At 44.4% G+C, this 24420-nt stretch carries 22 protein-coding genes; 4 read left to right on the top strand and 18 right to left on the bottom strand.

Annotated elements, in window-relative coordinates; translation table 11 throughout:
* The first annotated feature begins 37 nt into the window (after positions 1-37).
* Positions 38-1315: an adenosylmethionine--8-amino-7-oxononanoate transaminase gene (bioA, locus tag ACED45_RS01625; protein WP_371713209.1), complete on the top strand. Its 1278-nt coding sequence runs from the start codon at positions 38-40 to the stop codon at positions 1313-1315.
* 124 nt (positions 1316-1439) lie between these two features.
* Here the strand turns inward: bioA and ACED45_RS01620 are convergent, their stop codons facing one another.
* The 6 genes from ACED45_RS01620 to lrp all read right to left on the bottom strand — a co-directional run bounded on the left by ACED45_RS01620 (position 1440) and on the right by lrp (position 9292).
* Positions 1440-1706: a DksA/TraR family C4-type zinc finger protein gene (locus ACED45_RS01620; protein ID WP_017060251.1), complete on the bottom strand. Its 267-nt coding sequence runs from the start codon at positions 1704-1706 to the stop codon at positions 1440-1442.
* A 221-nt stretch (positions 1707-1927) separates the two neighbouring features.
* Complete coding sequence (gene serS, locus ACED45_RS01615; protein ID WP_017060250.1) at positions 1928-3235, bottom strand: serine--tRNA ligase; 1308 nt, start codon at positions 3233-3235, stop codon at positions 1928-1930.
* A gap of 142 nt (positions 3236-3377) precedes the next feature.
* Entirely contained in the window at positions 3378-4727 is a 1350-nt protein-coding gene (locus ACED45_RS01610; protein ID WP_371713208.1) for a replication-associated recombination protein A, read from the bottom strand.
* Positions 4728-4797: 70 nt separating this feature from the next.
* On the bottom strand, positions 4798-5394 hold the full coding sequence (gene lolA, locus ACED45_RS01605; RefSeq protein ID WP_371713207.1) for an outer membrane lipoprotein chaperone LolA: 597 nt from the start codon (positions 5392-5394) through the stop codon (positions 4798-4800).
* Positions 5395-5475: 81 nt separating this feature from the next.
* The gene (locus tag ACED45_RS01600) at positions 5476-8634 is read right to left on the bottom strand and encodes a DNA translocase FtsK 4TM domain-containing protein (RefSeq protein WP_371713206.1); all 3159 of its coding nucleotides are present in this window, start codon (positions 8632-8634) and stop codon (positions 5476-5478) included.
* Between the two features lie 163 nt (positions 8635-8797).
* The gene (gene lrp / locus ACED45_RS01595; RefSeq protein WP_004734558.1) at positions 8798-9292 is read right to left on the bottom strand and encodes a leucine-responsive transcriptional regulator Lrp; all 495 of its coding nucleotides are present in this window, start codon (positions 9290-9292) and stop codon (positions 8798-8800) included.
* Between the two features lie 156 nt (positions 9293-9448).
* On the opposite strand from lrp, the gene ald reads away from it, so the two are divergent.
* Positions 9449-10573 carry an alanine dehydrogenase gene (gene ald / locus ACED45_RS01590; RefSeq protein WP_017060246.1) on the top strand — a complete coding sequence of 375 codons (1125 nt, stop codon included), beginning with the start codon at positions 9449-9451 and terminating at the stop codon, positions 10571-10573.
* 158 nt (positions 10574-10731) lie between these two features.
* Here ald and ACED45_RS01585 read toward each other — a convergent pair whose 3' ends face one another.
* Complete coding sequence (locus ACED45_RS01585; RefSeq protein ID WP_048658295.1) at positions 10732-11934, bottom strand: methyltransferase; 1203 nt, start codon at positions 11932-11934, stop codon at positions 10732-10734.
* Positions 11935-12086: 152 nt separating this feature from the next.
* Positions 12087-13061, bottom strand: a complete 975-nt coding sequence (gene cysB, locus ACED45_RS01580; RefSeq protein ID WP_017060244.1) for an HTH-type transcriptional regulator CysB — start codon at positions 13059-13061, stop codon at positions 12087-12089.
* Positions 13062-13383: 322 nt separating this feature from the next.
* On the opposite strand from cysB, the gene ACED45_RS01575 reads away from it, so the two are divergent.
* Positions 13384-14148, top strand: coding sequence for a hypothetical protein (locus ACED45_RS01575; RefSeq protein ID WP_048658294.1), 765 nt, complete (start codon positions 13384-13386; stop codon positions 14146-14148).
* A 143-nt stretch (positions 14149-14291) separates the two neighbouring features.
* Positions 14292-15047: a tRNA isopentenyl-2-thiomethyl-A-37 hydroxylase MiaE gene (gene miaE, locus ACED45_RS01570; protein ID WP_048658293.1), complete on the top strand. Its 756-nt coding sequence runs from the start codon at positions 14292-14294 to the stop codon at positions 15045-15047.
* A gap of 104 nt (positions 15048-15151) precedes the next feature.
* On the opposite strand, the gene pyrF is transcribed toward miaE, so the two are convergent.
* The 10 genes from pyrF to msbA form a co-directional block, all read right to left on the bottom strand.
* Positions 15152-15847, bottom strand: coding sequence for an orotidine-5'-phosphate decarboxylase (gene pyrF, locus ACED45_RS01565; RefSeq protein WP_371713205.1), 696 nt, complete (start codon positions 15845-15847; stop codon positions 15152-15154).
* A gap of 123 nt (positions 15848-15970) precedes the next feature.
* Positions 15971-17146, bottom strand: a complete 1176-nt coding sequence (gene lapB / locus ACED45_RS01560) for a lipopolysaccharide assembly protein LapB (RefSeq protein WP_016769333.1) — start codon at positions 17144-17146, stop codon at positions 15971-15973.
* A gap of 12 nt (positions 17147-17158) precedes the next feature.
* A complete protein-coding gene (locus ACED45_RS01555) occupies positions 17159-17431 on the bottom strand; it encodes a LapA family protein (RefSeq protein ID WP_017066774.1) in 273 nt (90 codons plus the stop codon).
* 129 nt (positions 17432-17560) lie between these two features.
* Positions 17561-17845 carry an integration host factor subunit beta gene (gene ihfB / locus ACED45_RS01550; protein WP_010439923.1) on the bottom strand — a complete coding sequence of 95 codons (285 nt, stop codon included), beginning with the start codon at positions 17843-17845 and terminating at the stop codon, positions 17561-17563.
* Positions 17846-17966: 121 nt separating this feature from the next.
* Positions 17967-19637 (bottom strand): 30S ribosomal protein S1, encoded by a 1671-nt coding sequence (gene rpsA / locus ACED45_RS01545; protein WP_371713204.1) that lies wholly within the window; start codon positions 19635-19637, stop codon positions 17967-17969.
* Between the two features lie 106 nt (positions 19638-19743).
* Positions 19744-20424, bottom strand: coding sequence for a (d)CMP kinase (gene cmk, locus ACED45_RS01540; RefSeq protein ID WP_017060237.1), 681 nt, complete (start codon positions 20422-20424; stop codon positions 19744-19746).
* Between the two features lie 293 nt (positions 20425-20717).
* Positions 20718-21464 carry a 3-deoxy-manno-octulosonate cytidylyltransferase gene (kdsB, locus tag ACED45_RS01535; protein ID WP_371713203.1) on the bottom strand — a complete coding sequence of 249 codons (747 nt, stop codon included), beginning with the start codon at positions 21462-21464 and terminating at the stop codon, positions 20718-20720.
* A complete protein-coding gene (locus ACED45_RS01530) occupies positions 21464-21643 on the bottom strand; it encodes a Trm112 family protein (RefSeq protein ID WP_004736429.1) in 180 nt (59 codons plus the stop codon). The genes kdsB and ACED45_RS01530 overlap by 1 nt, the downstream gene beginning before the upstream one ends.
* Positions 21624-22631 carry a tetraacyldisaccharide 4'-kinase gene (lpxK, locus tag ACED45_RS01525; protein ID WP_371713202.1) on the bottom strand — a complete coding sequence of 336 codons (1008 nt, stop codon included), beginning with the start codon at positions 22629-22631 and terminating at the stop codon, positions 21624-21626. The genes ACED45_RS01530 and lpxK overlap by 20 nt, the downstream gene beginning before the upstream one ends.
* A gap of 14 nt (positions 22632-22645) precedes the next feature.
* Entirely contained in the window at positions 22646-24394 is a 1749-nt protein-coding gene (msbA, locus tag ACED45_RS01520; protein ID WP_004736248.1) for a lipid A ABC transporter ATP-binding protein/permease MsbA, read from the bottom strand.
* Positions 24395-24420 lie beyond the last annotated feature (26 nt).

Here is a 24420-nt window from a genome sequence, read left to right as displayed (position 1 = left end):
TGGTTATTTTTTAACCACATCAAGAATGGAAGTTACTATGGATCTCGCCTTTGATCGCCAGCATATCTGGCATCCCTACACATCAACGTTAACACCTCTGACCTGCTACCCAGTCACCAACGCAGACGGTGTTTACCTAGAATTAGAAGGCGGAAAACGAATTATTGATGGTATGTCATCTTGGTGGTCAACCATCCACGGCTACAATCATCCAGAGCTAAACGCTGCAGCTCATAGTCAAATCGATAAGGTTTCACACGTTATGTTTGGTGGCATCACCCACCAGCCCGCTATCGATCTATGTAAGAAGCTTTTGAATCTCGCGCCAAGTAATCTTGAGCATGTATTTTTGGCCGATTCAGGTTCAGTTGCCGTAGAGGTTAGCCTCAAGATGGCATTGCAATATTGGCACGCTAAAGGACAACCTCGTTCAAAGTTCCTCACACTCAGAGATGGCTACCACGGTGATACCTTTGCGGCGATGTCAGTGACCGACCCTGACAACTCGATGCACAGCCTCTACAAAGGCTTTTTACCGGAACATATTTTCGCTGATTCACCAAAAACAGGCTTTTGGGATGAGTGGAACTCAAGTGACATCGATAGTTTTAAAGAAAAGCTGGCAGCACACCATCAAGAAGTCGCAGCGGTGATCTTAGAGCCTATCGTTCAAGGGGCTGGCGGCATGCGCATCTACCACCCTGAGTTCCTAAAACAAGTTCGCTTGCTGTGTGATGAATTCAACGTATTGCTGATCTTGGATGAGATTGCGACCGGATTTGGCCGCACAGGGGAACTGTTCGCTTGTGAGCATGCCGATGTTCAACCGGACATATTATGCGTAGGCAAAGCTTTAACTGGTGGCTATATGACATTGTCAGCGACGCTTGCGAGTAAGGAAGTTGCTGACACGGTATGTGGCGGTGAAGCAGGCTGCTTTATGCATGGGCCAACCTTTATGGGCAACCCATTGGCTTGCGCAGTCGGTGCGGCAAGTTTATCCATCATCGAGCAAGGCCATTGGAAAAATCAGACTCAACAGATTGAACAGCTCTTTTCTGAGTTGTTACCACCGTTGCGAGAACATGCACTGGTTAAAGACGTGCGTTGGTTAGGCGCTATTGGCGTCGTTGAAACTCACACACCCGTCGATATGGAAGCCATTCAAGCTCACTTTGTAGAGCAAGGCGTTTGGATCCGTCCGTTTGGTAAGCTAATTTATATGATGCCTCCGTTTATTATCAAACCACAACATATTGAGCAATTGGTCGCAGCTATCGACACTGCATTACAAAATACTCATTGCTTTAAATAAGGCGTTTATTGCTCTAAACAAGAGCGACGATTATTTCTATATATCTTCATTAATAAATCATTTAATTAAACTAAAAGGCCTTACATAAAAGTAAGGCCTTAACTGCTTGAAGGTAACCGTCAGTTTAACGTAATTGGCTATCTTTACTTGCTCGACGGTTAAACAATGAATGTCGATGTGCGTCATGCTCTAATATTGACTGACATTCTATACACAAACGAACGCCTTTGATCGCGCGTCGTCTTTGTTCCGGAATCTCATCACCACACTCATCACAATAACGCAAACCCTCACCACCTCGAAGGTTTCCTCTTACACGAGAGATCTCATCATCAATGGTATTTTGTATTTGCTGGCTGACACTATCGTCACCTGCCCATCCTACGGCCATAAGCCCTCCTCAGTATTTGAACGAGAAAATCTATACCTACCGCGGTAAGAGCATATTATAGCCACATTTAAGGATTGTAATAATTATCAAAATCAATAAAACACTATTACACATAGGTAACAAAAATTATTTATTTCTCGCCACTGCACTATTCTATAGGCAATAAAAAACCCAGCCTGTTGGCTGGGTTTTATAAGTAACCTAATGCTTAATCAATCTAATTAACCGATGTGCGTTACGCCGCCCATGTATGGTTGAAGTACTTCTGGGATAGCAATACGGCCATCTGCTTCTTGGTTGTTCTCAAGGATAGCAACCATAGTACGACCAACAGCAAGACCAGAACCGTTTAGTGTGTGTACAAGTTCAGGTTTTTTCTCGCCTTTACGACGGAAACGAGCTTGCATACGACGCGCTTGGAAATCCCACATGTTTGAACAAGAAGAAATCTCACGGTAAGTCTCTTGTGCTGGAACCCATACTTCTAAGTCGTAAGTTTTCGCAGAACCGAAGCCCATGTCACCTGTACATAGAATCACTTTACGGTAAGGAAGCTCTAGAAGTTGAAGTACTTTCTCAGCGTGGCCAGTTAGCTCTTCAAGCGCTGCCATTGAGTCTTCTGGCTTAGTGATTTGTACTAATTCAACTTTATCGAATTGGTGCATACGGATAAGACCACGAGTGTCACGACCATAAGAACCCGCTTCAGAACGGAAACACGGCGTGTGAGCTGTCATCTTAAGTGGCAGTTCAGCTTCATCAGTGATCGTGTCACGAACCATGTTCGTTACCGGTACTTCCGCAGTAGGGATAAGCGATAGAGTCTTAAGAGGTACGTCACTTACTTGCTCAGTTAGCGGGCTTGTGTGGAACAAGTCTTCGCCGAACTTAGGAAGTTGACCAGTACCGTAAAGGCTATCGTGGTTCACTAGATACGGTACGTACATTTCTGTGTAGCCGTGCTCATCAGTGTGAAGGTCCAGCATGAACTGAGCAATAGCACGGTGTAGGCGCGCAAATTTTCCTTTCATCACGATGAAACGAGAACCAGAGATTTTAACTGCGCTAGCAAAATCAAGACCGCCAGACATTTCGCCAAGATCGACGTGATCTTTCACTTCAAAGTCGTAAGTCTTAGGTTGACCCCAACGAGAAACTTCTACGTTGTCGTCTTCATCTTTACCATCTGGTACTTCTGCATCAGGTAGGTTAGGAATAGACATTGTGATCGTTTCTAGCTCAGATTGAAGATCGGCCAATGCTACTTTAGCTTGGTCTAGTTCTGCGCCTAGGTTGCCTACTTCAGCAAGGATACGCTCAGCTTCTTCATGGTCGCCTTTTGCTTTCGCTTGACCAATGGACTTCGATCGAGAGTTACGTAACGCTTGTAGCTCTTCAGTTTTCATCTGAAGGGACTTACGTTTTTCTTCAAGTTCACGAATTGTCTCTACATCAAGGGTGAAGCCTCGACGTGCTAATTTTGCCGCTGTTTCATCCAGCTCAGCTCGAAGTAATTTAGAATCCAGCATTGCTAATCCTATGCTTTAGTTATTTGAATATTCAGTAGTTTGCTACTGAATCACTGCTAAACCCCTAAAACTGGTGCTATTTCGACCAATTTCTAACGATTTAATTGAATTTTTATGACTAGGTAACGATATCCAAAAAAGACTACTTTTCATAGCGTTTTTGTGGGCTTTTTGCGTCCAAATCCGCCAGATAATCTAGCTTCTCGCCAATTTTGGTCTCTAAGCCTCGTTTTGTTGGGAAATAGTATTGCTTCTCTCCCATTTCAGGAGGCAGATACTTTTCCCCAGCCGCGTAGGCTCCAGGTTCGTCATGAGCATAACGGTATTCTTGCCCGTAGCCCATGTCCTTCATCAAAGTTGTGGGTGCATTCCGTAAATGATGAGGGACTTCATATTCAGGCAGATTGTGCGCGTCTGTTAACGCTTGCTTCCAAGCTGTATAAACGGCGTTACTCTTTGGTGCACACGCGAGATAAACAACCGCCTGTGCAATCGCACGCTCCCCTTCAGCAGGGCCAATACGTGTAAAACAATCCCAAGCCGACATCGCGACTTGCATTGCGCGAGGGTCAGCATTGCCAATATCTTCAGAAGCAATCGCCAGCAAGCGTCTAACGATATAGAGAGGATCGCAACCTGCCGCAATCATGCGTGCCGACCAATATAAAGCCGCATCCGGGTTTGAACCACGAATTGACTTATGAACTGCAGATATTAGGTCATACCAAATATCGCCTTTATTATCAAAACGAGCGACTTTCTCACCTGCTACTTCAGCAAGCAGTTGTAAGGTGATCGCTTTCTCGCCTTTGTCGTTGTCTTCGGCCATGTCGTACAGCAGCTCAAGGTAGTTGAGCGACATACGTGCATCACCGTTAACTAACTCAGCTAAGCGATCCAAAACATTGTCAGCAAAGTGTGCAGGTACATCACCAAGGCCACGCTGCTTATCTTCAATCGCTTGGCGTATTACCGTCGCAATATCCTCGGTATTGAGAGAAGTCAGTTTGTAGACACGCGCACGTGACAACAAAGCGTTGTTCAACTCAAAAGAAGGGTTTTCTGTCGTCGCACCAATAAAGGTCACGGTACCATCTTCGATATGAGGCAGAAAAGCATCCTGCTGACTTTTGTTAAAGCGATGGACTTCGTCCACAAACAGGATGGTTCTGCGCCCTGCTTGCTTGTTCTCACGCGCTTTTTCAATCGCAATACGAATGTCTTTTACGCCCGAAGTTACCGCCGATACGCGTTCAACTTCTGCATTCGCATAGTTTGCCGCTACTTCGGCTAACGTCGTTTTACCGGTGCCCGGAGGCCCCCACAAAATCATCGAGTGGATATGACCCGCTTCCAATGCTCTGCGAAGTGGTTTACCTGGGCCTAATATATGCTGCTGACCGATATACTGTTCGACAGTTTCCGGTCTCATACGAGCAGCAAGGGGACGAAAATCTTCGTCCCCCGCAAAATCTAAGCTGTAATTACTCAATTGCAATCTCTTGATTCGTTGATGGCATTAATGCCTATCGACGTACTACCAAACGATCTGCTTCTTTAGATCAGTTTCTTTGGTCGTCGACCTCGACACCTTCCGGCGCCACAAAAGTAAAACGGTCTGCTGCAGGTTTACCCAAGTCAACATTGCTAAAGGTAAACTCACCTTTTTGACCGTCTTGTTCAATCACATTAAAGCCCTGAACAATGCCTTTCTCGGTGATATTAATCTGGAAGTCACCCTGATTAGAGTCCGCTGCCGTTGGTGTTAGTGTAAATTGGTTACCTGTTTGCGCGACGTTGTAGTTATCCCAATCGCTTTCTTGGTTACGTGTAAGCAGGACAAAAGGTGTTTGCGATGTCGCTTGCTCTTGCCAATAAATACTCACTTGCTCAATGAATGGGCTGTAGTACCACAAGCTTTGGCCATCAGATACCAATAGGTTTTCATCAGGGAAAGTGGTTTCCCAGCGGAACAAGCTTGGGCGTGCAATCTCAACCGAGCCCTCACCTTCCATAACAACATCACCATCAGGGCTGGTCACGACTTGTTTAAAGTCAGCGCTAAAGCCTGCGTTTAATGCCAAACGGCTACTCAACTCTTCCTTCGGAGAAGCAAACACTGAGAAGCTCATAAATAAAAGTGCGAATAATTTTTTCATCAATAATCCTGTTAAAACATAAGTCGGTCATATTTTCGATTTGACCGACTTAATGGGTATAAGTTCATAGAGCGTGTTGACCTAATCTTTTGGTGGCGCTGGTGCCAAGACTTCTCGGTTACCGTTATGGCCTGGAGCACTTACGATACCTTGAGCTTCAAGTTGCTCGACAATACGTGCAGCACGGTTGTAACCAATCTTGAATCGACGCTGTACGCCTGAAACTGAACCACGACGTGAATGAACAACGTGTTCTACCACTTGATCAAACAGAGGATCGACCTCTTCATCACCTTCCATCTTCTCACCCGGAAGCAAGGTTTCTGGGGTTTGTTCGCCGTTAGTGATCTCATCAATATAGTTTGGCTTACCACGCGCTTTCCAGTTATTCACAACTGCGTGTACATCATCATCAGATGCAAAGGCACCGTGAACACGAGTTGTATGACTAGAGCCCGGTGGCAAGTAAAGCATATCACCCATGCCCAATAGTGATTCCGCACCACCTTGGTCAAGGATAGTTCTTGAATCCGTTTTGGTTGATACCGTAAAGGCCACACGGGTTGGAATGTTCGCTTTGATAAGGCCGGTAATAACATCCACCGAAGGACGTTGCGTCGCTAGGATCAAGTGAACACCCGCCGCACGTGCTTTTTGTGCCAAACGTGCGATCAGTTCTTCAACCTTCTTACCGACCACCATGATTAGGTCGGCAAATTCATCAACGATAACCACAATGTAAGGCAGCTTCTCAAGCAATGGGGCTTCAGGGTCCATGCTGTCGCCCGGCTTCCACAGTGGATCGTGAATTGGGTGACCCGCTTCCGCAGCCATCTTAAGCTTATCGTTGTAACCTTTAATGTTACGAACGCCTAACGCTGACATCAGCTTATAACGGCGTTCCATCTCGCCAACACACCAACGAAGGGCGTTCGACGCATCTTTCATGTCGGTTACCACTTCAGACAATAGATGAGGGATACCTTCGTAAACCGATAACTCAAGCATTTTCGGGTCGATCATGATGAATCGAACATCTTCCGGTGATGCTTTGTAAAGCATACTCAGAATCATTACGTTCACACCTACCGACTTACCAGAACCGGTTGTACCAGCAACCAGAACGTGAGGCATTTTCGATAGATCAGCAATGACCGCTTCACCTGCGATGTCTTGTCCTAGGACCACTGTCGTCGGCGATTTCGCTTCTTGGAACTGAGGGCTAGCAACCACATCTGAGAAGAATACCGTTTGACGACTCATGTTCGGCAGCTCTAAGCCAACATAAGGTTTACCCGGAATCACCTCTACAACACGTACAGCCAATGCAGAGAGCGAACGAGCCAAGTCCATAGAAAGGCCAGAAATACGGCTCACTTTCACGCCTGGAGCAAGATCCAGCTCGAATCGAGTGATTACTGGACCTGGGAAAATATCAACCACATCTGCCTTGATCTTATAGTCCGCTAGCTTAGATTCAACAAGACGAGCAATTGCCTCTAATGCGTCACGGTCAATAAAGGTTTCACGCTTTTCAGGGTGGAATAACAATTCAAGTGTTGGTAATGGCTCAGCAGGCTTCGGTAAATTAACATCTTGTTGAACCAAGAACGGGTTCTGCGCCGCTGCCATATTCGCTTGGGCTTCAGAAACAATGCTTTGGAATGCGGCGACATCCTGATCTTGATGCGAAGGCTCTTCTTCCGTAACTTCTTCCCAAGGAAGATCAACAGCTGGCTCTTGACTTTGTGCTGTTGGCTGTTCAGGCTCTGAATGTTCTTCTTGATAAGAGAAAGGTTCAAATTGCTCATCCGCTAACTCTGCATCAGCTTGCTCGGTTTCAGTCTGCTGAGCTTCAGGAGCGAAAGTCTGTTCGTCAGCCTGCTCTTCCGTTACATCAAATGGTGAAGCTTGTGCAGAGAAATCGTCTTCCACAGTTGCTTCTGGCTCACCCATTGGTGAAGCGTATAGAGATTCTGGCTGAACATCTTCAACATCGAATTCATTCGTTACTTCTGGCGAGCTATTGATCTCTGGTTCTGCACTTTCAAGAGCCATATCAGTAGAGGTAACGTCTTGTTGCTCATTCTGCATGTATTGCTGATACGCGATTTGAGATTCATGCGCATCAACCTGTTCTTGCTCCGCAAGATCATCTTCATACATAGCGGCGTTTTCTAGCTGCTCGATAGTGGCATTAAGCTGCTTCGAGCGCTCAATACCTTCTTCTAACGGTTCTTCTGGCGCTTTGTAAACAGGTGCTACAGGGATCGACGCAGGTGCAACTTGAGGTTGGCGCTGAACCTGAGGTTCTTCTTGTTCTGAAGCTTCTTGCTTCGCTGGCGCCTCAACAGGCATGTGAATATTGTAATGGCGCTTCGGTGTCGCAGCGCTCTCTAGCGCACTTGCAGCCGCATCTGACGAATCATTGGTCGCAGAAAAGCTCATTGCAGGATCTAGTGGATCATGCTCTGTTGATTCTTTGTTATCTTCTAAAGCAGGAACATCACGGTAACTCGGCTCTTGATGACGTTCTTCGATTAAATCGCGGTCTGCTGATTCTCTTAGCTGAGGCTCTAGTAGCTCTTGATCTTGGCCACGAGCCTTATTAACAGCAGACGTGAAGAATTTGATGGCACATTCACCTAACCATTCCACAATGCTTAACCAAGAAATACCAGTTAATAGAGTAAAACCAGCACCCCATAAGAAAAGAAGAACCAGCGTACTACCAAGAACATTCAACGTCGGAAGTGCAAGGCTTGTTAAGACGTCACCCACGACTCCACCTGATGAAAAGTACCAGATGTCGTCAAAGTTAATATCCGCTAGACCACAACTAGTAAGGATTAGGATAGTCAGGCCAAGTAAGCGAGTGCCCCACAGCATGAAGTCGATCTGCTCGTCTTCATTACGTTTGCGGAATAATACCCACGCAGCAACCGTCACCAAGATAGGCAAAGGGTAAGCCAAAGAACCAAATATGAAGAAAAGTGTATCCGCCAACCAAGCACCTAGATAACCACCCGCATTTTGAATGTCACCACCCCACGCCGTTTGCGACCATGATGGGTCAGCTGGACTAAAAGTTAATAACGCAACGGCAAGTAGAATAGAGAAGAGAACACCGAGAATCAGGCTGCACTCTTTGAGACGTTGAGAACCACTCAAACGAGGAGACTGAGGCTCTTCACTCGTTTTAATGATTGTTTCTACTTTATTACTGCTCTGCTTGAACATAAACCAACTTAATAATTAAACGGGATAAAAACATCTCGAGCGGCAAAAGCCGCTCGTTTCAATGAAACTACTGTTGATTTAACCATATCAAACAGAAAAACCCAATTCCAGAAAGCAAGAAAGCGGAACAAATGTCCGCTTTCTTTCATTTCACCAATTGTGACTAACGAGTTTTAATCACAAGTTGATTAGTTTGTTTCACTTCTTCCATTACAACGTAAGTTCGAGTGTCGTTTACGCCCGGTAGACGAAGTAACGTATCACCCAGTAGCTTACGGTAAGCACCCATATCAGATACACGTGTTTTTAGAAGATAGTCAAAATCACCCGACACTAAATGACACTCTTGGATGTCATCCAGTTTCTGCACAGCGGTGTTGAATTGTTCGAACACATCTGGCGCACCACGGTTCAACGTAATTTCAACAAACACTAAAAGTGAAGCATCAAGGTACTGTGGGTTCAGCAATGCTGTGTACCCAGTAATGTAACCTTGACGTTCTAAACGACGAACACGTTCAAGACATGGAGTTGGAGAAAGTCCTACTCGTTTTGAGAGTTCAACGTTTGAGATACGACCGTCTTTTTGCAACTCATTAAGAATGTTGCGGTCAATACGATCTAGTTCCTTGGACGGCTTCTTATAATTGTCTGCCATTTTTTATTCCACCTTATTACTTCCTTGCAAAAAAATATACTACAACTTTTTAATATTCAGTATCAAATTTTATCTAAACCTATCTATACTAGATATTAATTCGACAGAATTACCCTACACATAGATAAAACAACCAAAATAAAATGAGGAGTCAGGATGATCATTGGCGTACCTAAGGAAATCAAGAACCACGAATACCGCGTTGGTATGACCCCAGCTAGCGTGAGAGAACTAATCTCACACGGCCACCAAGTTTTTGTAGAAACCAATGCCGGTACTGGTATCGGTTTTTCAGACGATGATTACATCGCTGTAGGCGCATCCATTCTTCCTACTGCTGCTGACGTTTTCGCGAAAGCAGAGATGATTGTAAAGGTTAAAGAACCTCAAGCTGTCGAGCGAGCTATGCTTCGCGAAGGGCAAATATTATTTACCTATTTACACCTTGCACCAGATTTTCCACAAACTGAAGAGCTTATCAAGAGCAAAGCTGTCTGCGTAGCCTATGAGACTGTAACAGATAATATGGGTCGCTTGCCACTATTAGCACCAATGTCTGAAGTAGCTGGTCGTATGTCTATTCAAGCAGGTGCACAAACATTAGAGAAATCTAACGGTGGTTGTGGTCTTCTTCTTGGTGGCGTTCCAGGTGTTGAACCAGCAAAAGTTGTTGTTGTTGGTGGCGGCGTTGTAGGTGCTAACGCAGCACGTATGGCTGTTGGCCTTCGCGCTGATGTTACAATCCTTGACCGTAACGTAGATACACTTCGTCGTCTTGATGAAGAATTCCAAGGTCGCGCAAAAGTGGTTTATTCTACTGAAGACGCTATCGAGAAGCATGTTCTAGAAGCAGACCTAGTGATTGGTGCAGTACTAATCCCTGGTGCAGCAGCGCCTAAACTGGTTACAAAAGAGCACATCGCTAAGATGAAGCCAGGTTCAGCTGTTGTTGACGTTGCAATCGACCAAGGCGGTTGTTTCGAGACTTCTCACGCAACCACTCACGCAGACCCAACTTACATCGTTGATGACGTAGTTCACTACTGTGTTGCAAACATGCCAGGTGCTGTAGCGCGTACTTCAACTTACGCACTAAACAATGCAACACTTCCTTACATTGTTAAGCTAGCGAACAAAGGCTACCGCGAAGCACTTCTATCTGATGAAGGCTTCCTAGAAGGTCTAAACGTCATTCACGGTAAAGTAACTTGTAAAGAAGTTGCAGAAAGCTTTGACCTTGAATACGTAGATCCAGCAGAAGCTATCGCAATGTTTAACTAATGATGTAGTAACTAACTGAGCGTCAAATTTTCTCGTTGAAGCGTTCAGTTAATCCACACATTAAAAAGCCAGTCCGATTTTGTCGAACTGGCTTTTTTGTCTCTATAACACTATCGTTCGAAAGCGATGATTAGCACGCTTTCTAATAACCGCATCGTTTATCTATCGCTCTTAACACCATGAACCAACAGATTTCGAGGTGTGACACTACGTTCACAAAACTCTTCGATGGTGGCTTCGTAGCCTTGTTCTTTTAAATAAATCGCGCGATCCAACGCTAGCCATATCTCTAATGGTCGTCTAAAGACTTGCTGAACCAGGCTTAGTTTTTCCATCTCCCAGAAAAGTTGCTCCCCTTGAACAAGATAAGACTCAAAATCGGTATCCAAACGAATTGGGAGCTCTTTAATCTCTGAAGCCCATAAACAAAAAGCTTTAAAGCCCGCAGACAATTCTGATTTTTTGATGCTCGGCACGGGAATGTATTCATCAATCCCCATTTCAGCCTTGAGTAACTGACTGAAGCCTAGGCGATAACTCATCTCCAATTGGCGATGTCGCTTTACCCTTTCGCCACCAGTAACGGTTTCTTGGAGTGGAATTCGTAAATCACTCTTGCTCAATGTTAAAGCCGAGGCTTGTGCCACTGATGACATCGCTTTGTAGTTGTCGTCACGAATAAGGTGATAACAACAAGGGGATATAGTCACAGCAGGAAGCCCATGCGACACGGACTTTTTAACTAACTCAACATGGAGATCACCACAAGCATGAAGAGCGACCGCATGTTGATTAGAATTAAACACCTTATCAGCACTCTCAGAAAAGGCATCACCTTGAACGAACGTCATTTCTAAACGTCGTGCATCTGCAATCTTTTGGCCGCTTTCGCACAGCGATTGTTGCCACTCGAAGCTGGTCACTTTTTGCTTCGATTGTTGAGATAAGATTCGACCAAGGAAGCCTTTACCAGAGCACCACTCCAGCCACTCTTTACCATGGTGGTGATCAAGTACCGCCTCTCCCATCGACACGATTTGTTGCAACTTTCTACCTGGAATACCATCGGCAGTACCACGAGGGAGGTGGAGCCCTACCAAAGCTGTATTATCAAACTGAATATTTTGATTCGCGAGCTCTAAATCAGGAAGGAAACGAATCAGTTCCTCGGCCAACAGCTCAGGGTTTTCTTTTAAAGTTTGAATGCTTTCAATGCTTAAGTCTTCTAACCAGTCAACAAGTGGACGATTGGCCTCTTGCCATGGTTGCTGTTGAGTTTGGCATAGGTGAAAAGGCTCTGAACGCCAATAAACTTGGTGCTCTAACAAAAATGAGTCGAGAATTGTAAATCGTGAATGCATGATTCCCCCTATGGTGCGTGGATTGTAGGGGTAAGAGCTTCAAATGGAAAGGTTCGAGACAAAGAGAACTAAAAAACGCACGCCCAATAAAGCCGAAAACAAAACGGCCTGTAAATACAGGCCGAATAAGAGTCTAGCTTTAAATGAAGAGATTAACGAACAGGTAGTTCGATATCTTTAAACATCTCTTCGATCTCTTCATTAGACTTCAAAGAAATGGCTTGCTCAACTACTGGGCGAGTTAGGTGCGGCGCAAAACGCTCCATAAAATCAAACATGTAAGAACGCAGGAATGTGCCTTTTCTAAAGCCAATGCTTGTGGTGCTAGCACCAAATAGGTGACTCGCATCAATCGCAACCAAATCGGTATCTTGCTCGTGGTCAATCGCCATACTTGCGATGACACCCACACCAATGCCCATGCGAACATACGTTTTGATGACGTCCGCATCGGTCGCGGTAAACACAACACGCGGTGTTAGGCCAACTTTATTGAACGCAGTATCAAGCTCAGAACGACCAGTGAAACCAAATACGTAGGTCACTAGAGAATAAGCCGCAAGATCTTCGATCGTTATATTTCGCTTCTGTGCCAGAGGGTGATCTTTGGTCACAACGATCGAGCGGTTCCAGTGGTAACAAGGCAGCATAATCGCATCTTGATAAAGGTGCAGCGCTTCCGTTGCAATCGCAAAGTTCGCTGTACCCTTAGCTACCGCTTCTGACATCTGGCTTGGTGTACCTTGGTGCATGTGAAGCGATACTTTTGGATAACGCGCAGTAAAACCTTTAATCACATCAGGCAGTGCATAACGAGCTTGAGTATGAGTGGTTGAAATATTCAATGTACCCATCTCTGGATGAGTGTGTTCACCCGCTACGGCTTTAATACTCTCAACACGAGCTAAAATCTCTTGAGAGATGCGAATGATATCCTCACCGGCTTGGGTAACCTGTGTTAAATGCTTACCACTACGCTCAAAAATCTGAATGCCTAGCTCGTCTTCAAGTAATCTAACTTGCTTACTAATGCCTGGCTGAGATGTGTACAAACTCTCTGCTGTAGCTGAAACATTTAGGTTATGGTTTACAACCTCAACAATGTACTTCAGTTGCTGTAACTTCATATCTAACCTCGTAATCCTTTACTCATTTCTGTGCTAACTTATTTGCAAAGAGAGCGTTATAGTCTCGTGTAATATAATTAATAGTTATAACGCTTCAAACACAAAAATGACAGAAAAATTGAGTTTTTCTAGCTTAACAAACAAAAACATCACTAACGCTTTGCAACCCAACCCTCATTCTCATACATTAGTGGGTAAGTTTTGATTGCCGATTTCGCTCAACAAGAGATAATCAGAAATTGCAATTTACGAGTGCCGATACACAATGGAATCGTGTATCCTCTCAGGTTAGCTATAGAAAATAATAAGCAGACTCAAACATATGAATATTGGTTTAATAATCGCCTTAGTAGCCGTTCTTTTGGTGTTAGTTTTAGGCTACAACATCATGCTTCAATATAAAGTTAAGGTAGAAACAGCGAAGAAACAGGAAGCTTCTCGTTATCTAACCATTATTGACGGTACAGAAGAACTGATTGGCAACGCTCATCACATGCCGTTTAGCCAAGATCTTCTTGTGTGCTTAAACAATCGGATTCTTGATGCATTAGAAAACATGTATCAACTCGATCCAAAAAATAAGCAGCTTGCCCAACGCATTGAAAGCGTAAAACAACAGATCACTCAGCTCAAAGAGAACTACAAAGGTGGTGAGAGCACAGTTTTCCGCGTACCAAGTAGTGACAAGCAAGCAATCATGATGCTAAAGCTCGTTAAGCGCCTACGTGATACAGTCCGTAACGAACACAATAAGGGTCGCTTCGAGACTCAAGCTTATGTGGTTGAAAACGCTCGTCTAGAGACAATTCAAATTCGTATCAACATTGAAAACGTTATCAAACGTGCAAACGACTCGATTTCTCGTGGGCAACCGGGAACAGCAATTCAGTTACTGCGTAAAGGTATCGATGCGCTAGCAACCAAAAATGATTCGTACTCTAATCAAGCAAAAGAAAAGCTACAGCAGATGCTCGACGAGCTTGATCAAAAACGCCAAGATAAGAACGCTCAAGATTTACAACAGATCGAATCTAAAGAGCGAGAAGACGATATGGATGCCCTCTTCGGTCAAAAGAAAAAATGGTAACAGTCTAACTCAACAATTAAAGGCCGCCTTATTTACATTAAATAGGCGGCCTTTTTTATAGCTGTTGAATTTCCTTTCTCTGTATAGGGAGATCTCTTGAGCTGTGATAAAATCCCCGCATTATCAACAAACTTTCCCTGACCATGTATCAAGAACTACTCGCTCCAATCCACTCTTTTCTGAAAGCAGAAACGCCAGATTCATGGATAGATGAAGCCAAAAAGCCTGAAAATCTGCACATCATTCTACGCGATCACATGCTGTGTGAACTTAAAGCAGCACAGAGTGCCTTGTTCCTTATCCGCAAGTACGCAGTTGATAAAGAAAGTGCGAAACAACTGAATGAATGGATTTTGCCATACGAGCAATTTGCTTACCGTCGTATCGGAGACTTAGAGTCTCTGCGTGGTAAAAGCAACGTATCCAAGCAAATCACAGCGAAAGAAGGCTGTAATTACGGTGCTGATCTGATCGATAAGATGGTACTGCTGATCAAAGAAGAGCTGCATCACTTCTACCAAGTCATGGAGTTGATGGAGAAGAAAGGCGTAACTTACCAGCCAATCGAGGCGGGTCGTTATGCTAAAGGCTTGATCAAACAAGTTAAGACTTACGAGCCTGATGCTCTGGTTGATAAGCTTATCATCGGCGCGTTTATTGAAGCTCGCTCTTGTGAACGATTCGCTAAATTGGCTCCTTTCTTGGAAGAAGACATGGAGAAATTTTACGTGTCTCTACTTCGCTCAGAAGCTCGCCACTACCAAGATTACCTTGAGCTAGCAGAACAGATCGCAGGTAAAGATATTTCAGAGCGTATTGCTCATTTTGCGCAAGTAGAAGCGGAACTTATCACTTCAGAAGACAGTGACTTCAAATTCCATAGTGGTGCTCCAGTTTAAACTCTGTGCAGAGAATTCATTCCAGTTTAGACTAATCCGGACAAGACAATTAAGGCCAGCAATATGCTGGCCTTTGTTATTTATATCTCGAGCTAAATATAAACTTAAGCTAGCGTACCGTTGATCTCTGCAAGTACAGCCGCTGGGTCAATAGCTTTAGTAATAGGACGACCAATAACAAGGTAGTCTGACCCCGATTCAATCGCTTTAGAAGGGGTCATGATACGCTTCTGGTCACCAACATCAGCGCCTACAGGACGAATACCTGGAGTCACTAGTTTGAACTCCTGACCAAGTGCGCCTTTAAGCAATGAAGCCTCTTGTGCAGAGCATACAACACCGTCTAAGCCAGAGTTCTTCGTTAGAGAAGCTAAGCGCATCACTTGCTGCTGTGGTTCAAGATCCAAGCCAATACCCGCTAAGTCAGATTGCTCCATACTGGTTAGGACAGTTACGCCGATTAGCAACGGGCGATCTTTATCATACGGTTCTAAGATTTCGCGAGAAGCCGTCATCATGCGCTCACCGCCACTTGCGTGTACGTTCACCATCCATACACCTAGTTCAGCGGCAGCGCGGACTGCCTTTGAACATGTGTTCGGGATATCGTGAAACTTAAGGTCTAAAAATACTGAGAAACCACGCTTATGCAATTCACGAACAAATTCAGGGCCAAACAGAGTAAACATCTCTTTGCCCACTTTTAGGCGGCAAGATGCTGGATCAATACGATCAACAAAGGCTAACGCATCCGCTTGGTTGTCATAATCCAAAGCTACAATGATTTTTTGGTCGTTCATTTCATCTCCTAACGCAGTTAACTTTCTAAAAATTTCAATCACCAAAGCAGGTGATAAATAACAGTCATAAAAATGCAGCCCGAAAGCTGCAATTAATAATTTGGTCTTAAAATGACCACAAATCTATTCACCATCAAGCCCACGAATAGGCTTGATCGTTCCCCACCCCTTACATGAAGGGCAGTGCCAATACATTGAATGTGTTGAGAAACCACACTGACGACAACGATAATGGGGCTTAACCTTAAGTTGTTCACCAACCATAGACTGAAGTGTGGTTAAGCTGTCTTTCGCTCGACCTTCTTCAGCTTCCGCTAGGTGGTAATCAATTAATCGATAAAAACCTTTCATGGTTGGGTTTTTAACAAGCTGCTTGGTCAGTAGCTCTTGCGCAGAGCCTACATCTTCATGGTGAGCAACCAATTGCGCCAGCATCAGTTCGGCAGATACACCGGCTTTCTTCTGTATACACGCTTTCAGGAACTCGACCAGTTGAGCTTCTTGTCCAAGTTTGTGGTAACACTCAGCAAGAGTTGGCAACACCTCACTGATAAAATCGATATCTTGTTCGAGTACCGACTCCAGACAATCAATTGTCTTTTGGTAATCTTCATTCGCTAAGTGGAACTTACCTAAAGCAATACTTGCACGAACACATTTAGGATCTTCAGAAAGCGCCTTCTTGAAGTGCTGAAGTGCTTTAGAGCGATTGCCATCAGCTTGCTCCTGCATCGCAAGTTCACACCAAAAATGCGCTACTGTCGCACGCATTTTCATTTTCTTCTTACCAAGCTTAACGAGGATATTTCCGTAATGGATAGCCTTATTCCACTCTCGAGTTTGCTGATAAATAGCAACTAACTGCTGCAAAGCCCCCTCTTTGTGGTCGGGTTCTTCTACAAGCTGTTCAAAGATTTTTTCGGCGCGATCAAGAAAACCAGAGACCATGTAGTCTTTAGCTAATTGTTGCAGTGCGAGATTTTTCTGGTCGAGAGTAAGCCCCGAACGAGAGATAAGATTTTGGTGAATTCGAATAGCGCGGTCGACTTCGCCTCTTGAGCGGAACAAGTTGCCCAAGGCTAAGTGAGTGTCGATGGTCTCATTGTCTACTTGAAGTAGCTCAATAAAATGATCAACCGCTTTGTCAGATTGGTCTGATAGTAATAGGTTCAAACCCGTCACGTATTGACGGGAGATCTGGTGTGATTGTTTTTGTTTTTCTTGCTGAGCATTACGATTACCCATATACCAACCATAAGCGGCTGCGATAGGCAAAAGTAAGAACAGTAACTCTAACATCAAATATAGCCTTTAAGCTTTAGTATCAGCAGCGACCTGCTTTGATTGCTTATTGAGTTGCTTCTTCAAGCGATGAATTTTTAGCTGAGACCGCATGTGCATATTGCCAAAGACTAACCAAGCAAGGGCAAAGCCTGAAACGAATACAACGCCTAGTAAACTTGATAGGTGGAAGTCACCTTGCGCTAGCAGATAGTTGAAATTCACAGTTGTTTGGTTTTGAGAGCCTAAAGCCAGTGCAATTAGGAAAAGTGCGATAACGGCGACTATTTTTATAATTTTCATAGTTCATCACTCATTGGTTAGTTAGCTGTACGATTATGCAGGAAAATTACTAATCAGACCACCATATTATGGTCATAAAAAAGCGGCATACATTATAGTATGCCGCTTTTCTTAATTCCGATAAGTAGGCTACAGTCCTGAGTTTACTCGTTCGCGTAGCTCTTTACCTGGTTTGAAGTGAGGAACGTATTTGCCTTCCAACTCTACCTTGTCACCAGTTTTAGGATTACGTCCAACACGAGGTTCACGGTAATGCAGAGAAAAACTGCCAAAGCCGCGAATTTCGATTCGATCACCACTTTCTAGTGTTGAAGCCATGTGCTCTAAAATGTCTTTTACAGCGTCTTCAATTTCTTTTGCAGAAAGATGCGTTTGCTCAGCGCATAGTCTTTCAATCAATTCAGACTTAGTCATAGTTACCCTCGTTGGTTTTCTTTTTAGAAATTATAGACCTATCGGAAAAATAAGCAAAAAAAAAGGAGCCTTACGGCTCCTTTCTTGGCTATATAGCTATAATTCTCTTAACGAGAAGCTATTATTCGCCTTTAGCAGCTTTGAATGCGTCTGCCATTGCGTTACCGAACGCGCCTTCTTCAGACTTGTTCAGTGAAGCCATTGCTTCTTGCTCATCAGCTTCATCTTTAGCTTTGATAGATAGGTTGATTACGCGGTTCTTACGGTCTACACCAGTGAACTTCGCTTCAACGCTGTCGCCAACGCTTAGGATTAGAGATGCATCTTCGATACGGTCGCGAGAAACTTCAGAAGCGCGGATGTAACCTTCAACGCCTTCGATTAGCTCGATAGTAGCGCCTTTCGCGTCAACTGCAGTAACAGTACCGTTTACAAGAACACCTTTCTTGTTGTCAGCAACGTATGCGTTGAACGGGTCGTTTTCCATTTGCTTAACGCCAAGAGAAATACGCTCACGCTCTGCATCTACTGCTAGAACAACAGCAGAGATTTCATCGCCTTTCTTGTATTCACGTACAGCGTCTTCGCCGGCAGCGTTCCAAGAAATGTCAGATAGGTGTACAAGACCGTCGATACCGCCTTCTAGACCGATGAAGATACCAAAGTCAGTGATAGACTTGATCTTACCAGTAACTTTGTCGCCCTTAGCTTGCATTTCTGCAAATGACTGCCATGGGTTAGCTTTACACTGTTTCAGACCTAGAGAGATACGACGACGTTCTTCGTCGATATCAAGAACCATAACCTCAACTTCGTCGCCAACATTAACAACTTTAGAAGGGTGGATGTTCTTGTTAGTCCAATCCATTTCAGAAACGTGTACTAGACCTTCAACGCCTTCTTCGATTTCAACGAAGCAGCCGTAGTCAGTTAGGTTTGTAACACGACCAGAAAGCTTGTGACCTTCAGGGTAACGCTTAGCGATTGCTACCCATGGATCTTCGCCTAGTTGCTTAAGACCTAGTGAAACACGAGTGCGCTCACGATCGAACTTAAGAACTTTAACTAGGATTTCGTCACCAACGTTAACGATCTCTGATGGGTGCTTAACGCGCTTCCAAGCCATATCTGTGATATGTAGAAGACCGTCAACACCGCCAAGGTCAACGAATGCACCGTAGTCAGTAAGGTTCTTAACGATACCTTTAACTTCAGTACCTTCTTGTAGAGTTTCAAGAAGTTCGTCACGCTCAACACTGTTTTCAGATTCGATAACAGCACGACGAGAAACAACAACGTTGTTACGCTTCTGGTCTAGCTTGATTACTTTGAACTCTAGCTCTTTGTTTTCTAGGTGAGCAGTGTCACGGATAGGACGTACGTCTACTAGAGAACCTGGAAGGAAAGCACGGATACCGTTAAGTTCAACAGTGAAACCGCCTTTAACTTTACCGTTGATGATACCAACAACAGTTTCAGCTTCTTCGCAAGCTTTCTCAAGTACGATCCAAGCTTCGTGGCGCTTAGCTTTCTCACGAGAAAGTTGAGTCTCACCGAAACCATCTTCAACAGCGTCTAGAGCTACGTCTACTTCAGCACCAACTTCAACTTCAAGTTCGCCAGCAGCGTTCTTGAATTGTTCAGCAGGAATAGCAGATTCAGACTTAAGACCAGCGTCTACAAGAACGAAACCGTTCTCGATAGCTACTACAGTACCTTTAACGATGCTGCCTTGTTGGAATTCAGTTTCAGATAGAAACTCTTCAAAGAGTTGAGCAAAAGATTCAGTCATTATTTAATCTTCAATAATTAAACGTCCATGGGTATCCTACCGCATGGGGTTGATAAATTCGCCGGTCATCATCCTTGCGACCAACGTTCGTACTAGCTCAGCGAAATTACCCAGCCAGTTTCGATTCAATATAGTGTAGTGCTTTTTCTACTACCTGCTCAATATTCATTGAGGTGGAGTCAAGCACTAGAGCATCCTCTGCAGGGCGAAGTGGCGCCACTGGGCGATTACGATCTCGGTCGTCTCGCTCTTGGATCTCGCTCAAAAGGTCGTCAAATTTAACATCTAACCCCTTCTGTTGCAACTGTTTAAGGCGGCGACTCGCACGCTCTTCAGCACTTGCATCTAAAAATATTTTCGCTTCAGCTTCAGGAAACACAACCGTTCCCATGTCACGGCCATCGGCAACCAAGCCAGGCGCAGCGCTGAATGCACGTTGACGACGAAGCAGTGCTTCACGAACGCGAGGTAAAGCAGCAACTTTTGAAGCCGCCATGCCCGTCTCTTCTTTACGAAGTTCACCAGACACATCTTCACCTTCTAGTATAACCTTAACTAAGTCGCCTTCAGCAATAAACTGCACGTCTAAGTGTGTAGCAAGCGGTACTAAAGCATCTTCTGATTCAGTATCCACACCATGGTGAATTGCCGCTAAAGCCAATACGCGATAGATCGCGCCTGAGTCTAGAAGATGAAAGCCTAGCTTATCTGCTAGCAACATACACAGGGTACCTTTACCTGCACCACTTGGTCCATCAACCGTAATCACTGGGCTTTGAGAAGGCATCTTTTACTCCACGTTTTGTCGTAAGTTTTATTCTGTACTAGCGATTCGCCACTACTTTATAGGCGGCATATTATAGAGAAAAATTGAAAGTCGAGCGAGGTAAATCTCAGATAATTCCGTGTTGATGATGCATAAACCAATGCAACCGACTCAATATCCGTTTGCTTAGGTCAATCAGACACGCATCCGCTTTTCGATAGCGTACTTTTCGATAGATAGAAAAAAGCCTCGCAACAAGCAAGGCTCATGATTTTGCATTTTTGTAGAGCAAAGAAGTAGTCGCTCAAAGAAGCTTAGCCAATAATAGCTCGAACCGCTTCAAGGTCTTCAGGCGTATCAACACCAGCAGCTGGTGCTTCAGCCGCAACATCTACATGGATTTTTTCACCATACCAAAGCACTCGTAATTGCTCTAGGCACTCAATACGCTCAAGAGTACTAGGTTCCCAATTAATATAGGTATTGATAAAACCCGCACGGTAAGCGTAGATGCCAATGTGACGAAGCAGTGGAGATTCCGCTGCTGTACCGTTGTTCGCGTAAGCATCGCGATCCCAAGGAATAGTTGCTCGACTGAAATACAAGGCGTAACCGTCTTTATCGGTTACAACTTTAACGGCATTAGGGTTAAACACTTCATCAGCATGAGTGATTTCCACACCGAGTGTTGCCATCGGAGCTGTACTGTTCGCAAGATTGTTAGCAACCTGATTAATGATCGCTGGTGGGATAAGTGGCTCATCACCTTGAACATTCACGATAATATGATCATCAGGAATCTTCATAACTTCAATCACTTCAGCTAGGCGTTCAGTACCCGATTCATGATTCGGAGATGTCATACAAACGGTCGCGCCAAATGCTTTAGCCGCTTTTTCAACTTGAGCGTCGTCGGTAGCGATAATAACGTTATCGGCACCCGCTTTCATTGACTGTTCGTATACCCATTGAATCATCGGCTTTCCACCAATGTCAGCAAGCGGCTTACCAGGTAAACGGCTCGATTGGTATCTCGCAGGTATAACAACCGTATAGGACATTACTTACCCTCATCCATAGAAACGGTGCGAGCTTCAGGTTCTAAAAGAACAGGAATACCCTCTTTAATTGGGTAAGCAAGGCGATCAATTTTACAAACAAGCTCTTGCTTATCCTTGTCAAAAGTCAGTTTACCTTTACATACAGGGCAAGCAACGATCTCAAGCAGACGGTGATCCATAGTATTCCATAACCTCTTTTATTTTTTTTAAAATTTGCTGTTGCGAATCTTCATCAAACTGCGCAGAAACTGGAAGATACCACCAGTTATCTTGAGCATATTCTTCGCATTTTACAGCGTCTTTTTCTGTCATAATCAGATTCATGCCTTTCTTAGCTAAGGCATGAAGTTCATCTTTATCAAAATCTTGATGGTCGGCGAAGCCCTGTGTGAAAACCACATCACCATCAAGATCTTCCAATGTTTTAAAAAAGCGTGGTGGGTGGCCAATACCAGCAAAAGCCACCAACTTCTGTAGTTCTGCTACCGATATTTTCTGACCTGTCTTTAGGTTAACGGCTTGGCTTGGTAGCAAAGACATAGAGAACTCTCGTCCTTGCACTTTACCGCCATTGTTAACCAAAAAGTCTACGTCATCTAAACGAGATATAGGCTCTCTTAACGGGCCTAAAGGAATTAGGCATTCGCTACCAAAGCGTCTAGCACCGTCGATAACCGCAAATTCAATATCACGTTCAAGTGCATAATGCTGAAGGCCATCATCCGTGATGATGACATCAACTCCTTCGCTCAACAAAGCCTTTACTGCGTTTGCACGCACAGGATCGACAGCGACAGGCGCACCGGTTCGCTTTCGAATTAAACGAGGTTCATCGCCAGAATGTTCAGCAGGCGTGTTTTCATCCAATACTAACGGGTAGCTTGGCGCTTTTGCCCCATAACCTCGAGAAACCACTCCAGGCTTAAAGCCGTTAGCTTGAAGCACCTCAACTAACCAAATCACAACCGGAGTTTTACCATTGCCACCAGCGGTAATATTACCAACAACAATTACTGGTAAGGGCGGACGGTAGGTCTCTTTTTTACCGGATAGATAGGCGTCACGTCTTTGACCGCTGATCATTTTGAAAAGCAGACTCAATGGCCATAGTAGCGGCCAAAGAAGGTATTTTAACGGATGATTGTTAAACCAAATCTTTTCGATCACAACAAGGCCTAATCTTATCCGCTGAACTGAATTCGGTGCAGTTGTGCATAAGCGCCATCATGCGCGATTAGCTCCGCGTGTGCACCTCTTTCTACAATACGACCATCATCAACCACTAAGATCTCATCGGCTTGTTCGATAGTAGAGAGTCGGTGTGCGATAACCAATACTGTCTTGTCCTTTTGCAGCTCTTCTAACGCAGATTGGATCGCTCTCTCTGATTCAGTATCCAAAGCCGATGTGGCTTCATCAAGAATCAATACTGGAGCCTCTCTTAACAACGCTCTTGCAATAGCGATACGTTGTCTTTGGCCGCCAGATAGGCTTGCCCCATTCTCACCAACAATCGTATCAATGCCGTTTTCCATGCCTTCGATAAATTCAGTAGCATGAGCAAGCTTAGCCGCGTGTTCGATTTGTTCGCGAGAATATTTAGCTTCTGCTGCGTAAGCAATGTTGTTGGCTACCGTATCGTTAAACAGGTGTACATTTTGAGAAACAAGCGCAAAGTGCTCACGTAGGTTTCTCAATTCGTAATCACGAATGTCGTGTCCATCCAATTCGATAGAGCCCGAATCGACGTCATAAAAACGAGTAAACAGGTTCGCAATGGTACTCTTGCCCGAACCTGATCGGCCGACAAGAGCAACGGTCTTGCCCTTCGGTATATTAAAACTGACCTTATCAAGCGCTGGTTTCTCAGCACCTTGGTAAGTAAATGTCACATCTTTTACTTCGACTTCACCCGCTACGGTTTCAGGCTTCAACGTACCTTTATTTTGTTCCGTATCTAGATCCATCAAACCAAATAGGGTCGTACTCGCTGCCATACCGCGTTGGAATTCAGACGTTACATTGGTTAAAGCTTTAAGGGGGCGCAGTAAGCCAAACATCGCGGAGAAAACAACTGTAAACGTACCTGCTGTTAGCTCAGCTTTAATTGAATCAACACTCGCGAGATAAAGAACAACAACAATCGCAATAGAGGCAATCATCTGAATAATTGGGTTAGCGGCAGCTTGAGCCGTTACCAGCTTCATGCTTTGTTGGCGCATCTGGTTGCTAACGGTATCAAAACGTCCTCTTTCTAGCTCTTGACCACCGTAAGTTAGAACAACTTTATGACCTTTCAGCATTTGTTCTGCTGAAGAAGCAACATGTCCCATGCTGGTTTGCATGTTCTTAGAAATTTTTCTGAATCGCTTTGATACAATACTAATTGCCCAAGCAACAAAAGGAGCGACAGCAAATAGAACTAAAGACAACTGCCAGCTATTCCAGAACATTAGCGTCAGCAAGCCAATGATGCTGGCACCTTCACGCACGATACTCACCAAAGCTTTACTGGTCGCAGCTGACACTTGTTCTGAATCGTAAGTAATTCGAGATAGCAGTGCGCCCGTCTGCTCTTTATCAAAGAAAGAAACAGGCATGTGCATAAAGTGACTAAAGATCTTACGGCGAATTTCCATGACCACATTGCCAGAAACCCAACTGAGGCAATAGGTTGAAACAAAACCACTGACGCCACGAACAAACATCATAACAAATATGATAATTGGAAGTGTACGTAGGAAGTCTGACTCAGCGTTACCAAAGCCTTCATCAAGCAGAGGCTTCAGTAAAGAAATCATATAAGTATCAGAGACGGCATTTATAATAAGCGCAATAACCGCAACACCAAGGCCGGCCTTATACAGTCGAATATAAGTCCAAAGTCTTTTAAATGTGACCCAGGTAGTTTCATCTGTTTGTGTTGACATAGAATCGCTTAATTTTCTCACAATAA

The organism is Vibrio crassostreae, assembly GCF_041439375.1.
GTDB classification, from domain to species: Bacteria; Pseudomonadota; Gammaproteobacteria; order Enterobacterales; family Vibrionaceae; genus Vibrio; species Vibrio crassostreae_D.
Note: the sequence above shows the minus strand (reverse complement) of the source record. Positions and strands in the feature narration are given on the sequence as shown.

Bases quoted from the DNA above. Each gene is read 5' to 3' on its own strand.
- miaE (WP_048658293.1), top strand. From the start codon at position 14,292: ATGTATCAAGAACTACTCGCTCCAATCCACTCTTTTCTGAAAGCAGAA.
- ACED45_RS01585 (WP_048658295.1), bottom strand. From the start codon at position 11,934: ATGCATTCACGATTTACAATTCTCGACTCATTTTTGTTAGAGCACCAA.
- ACED45_RS01600 (WP_371713206.1), bottom strand. From the start codon at position 8,634: ATGTTCAAGCAGAGCAGTAATAAAGTAGAAACAATCATTAAAACGAGT.
- lapB (WP_016769333.1), bottom strand. From the start codon at position 17,146: ATGTTAGAGTTACTGTTCTTACTTTTGCCTATCGCAGCCGCTTATGGT.
- pyrF (WP_371713205.1), bottom strand. From the start codon at position 15,847: ATGAACGACCAAAAAATCATTGTAGCTTTGGATTATGACAACCAAGCG.
- ACED45_RS01575 (WP_048658294.1), top strand. From the start codon at position 13,384: ATGAATATTGGTTTAATAATCGCCTTAGTAGCCGTTCTTTTGGTGTTA.
- ald (WP_017060246.1), top strand. From the start codon at position 9,449: ATGATCATTGGCGTACCTAAGGAAATCAAGAACCACGAATACCGCGTT.
- bioA (WP_371713209.1), top strand. From the start codon at position 38: ATGGATCTCGCCTTTGATCGCCAGCATATCTGGCATCCCTACACATCA.
- ACED45_RS01530 (WP_004736429.1), bottom strand. From the start codon at position 21,643: ATGGATCACCGTCTGCTTGAGATCGTTGCTTGCCCTGTATGTAAAGGT.
- cmk (WP_017060237.1), bottom strand. From the start codon at position 20,424: ATGCCTTCTCAAAGCCCAGTGATTACGGTTGATGGACCAAGTGGTGCA.
- ACED45_RS01620 (WP_017060251.1), bottom strand. From the start codon at position 1,706: ATGGCCGTAGGATGGGCAGGTGACGATAGTGTCAGCCAGCAAATACAA.
- ihfB (WP_010439923.1), bottom strand. From the start codon at position 17,845: ATGACTAAGTCTGAATTGATTGAAAGACTATGCGCTGAGCAAACGCAT.
- ACED45_RS01555 (WP_017066774.1), bottom strand. From the start codon at position 17,431: ATGAAAATTATAAAAATAGTCGCCGTTATCGCACTTTTCCTAATTGCA.
- cysB (WP_017060244.1), bottom strand. From the start codon at position 13,061: ATGAAGTTACAGCAACTGAAGTACATTGTTGAGGTTGTAAACCATAAC.
- serS (WP_017060250.1), bottom strand. From the start codon at position 3,235: ATGCTGGATTCTAAATTACTTCGAGCTGAGCTGGATGAAACAGCGGCA.
- lolA (WP_371713207.1), bottom strand. From the start codon at position 5,394: ATGAAAAAATTATTCGCACTTTTATTTATGAGCTTCTCAGTGTTTGCT.
- kdsB (WP_371713203.1), bottom strand. From the start codon at position 21,464: ATGTCCTATACGGTTGTTATACCTGCGAGATACCAATCGAGCCGTTTA.
- msbA (WP_004736248.1), bottom strand. From the start codon at position 24,394: ATGTCAACACAAACAGATGAAACTACCTGGGTCACATTTAAAAGACTT.
- rpsA (WP_371713204.1), bottom strand. From the start codon at position 19,637: ATGACTGAATCTTTTGCTCAACTCTTTGAAGAGTTTCTATCTGAAACT.
- lrp (WP_004734558.1), bottom strand. From the start codon at position 9,292: ATGGCAGACAATTATAAGAAGCCGTCCAAGGAACTAGATCGTATTGAC.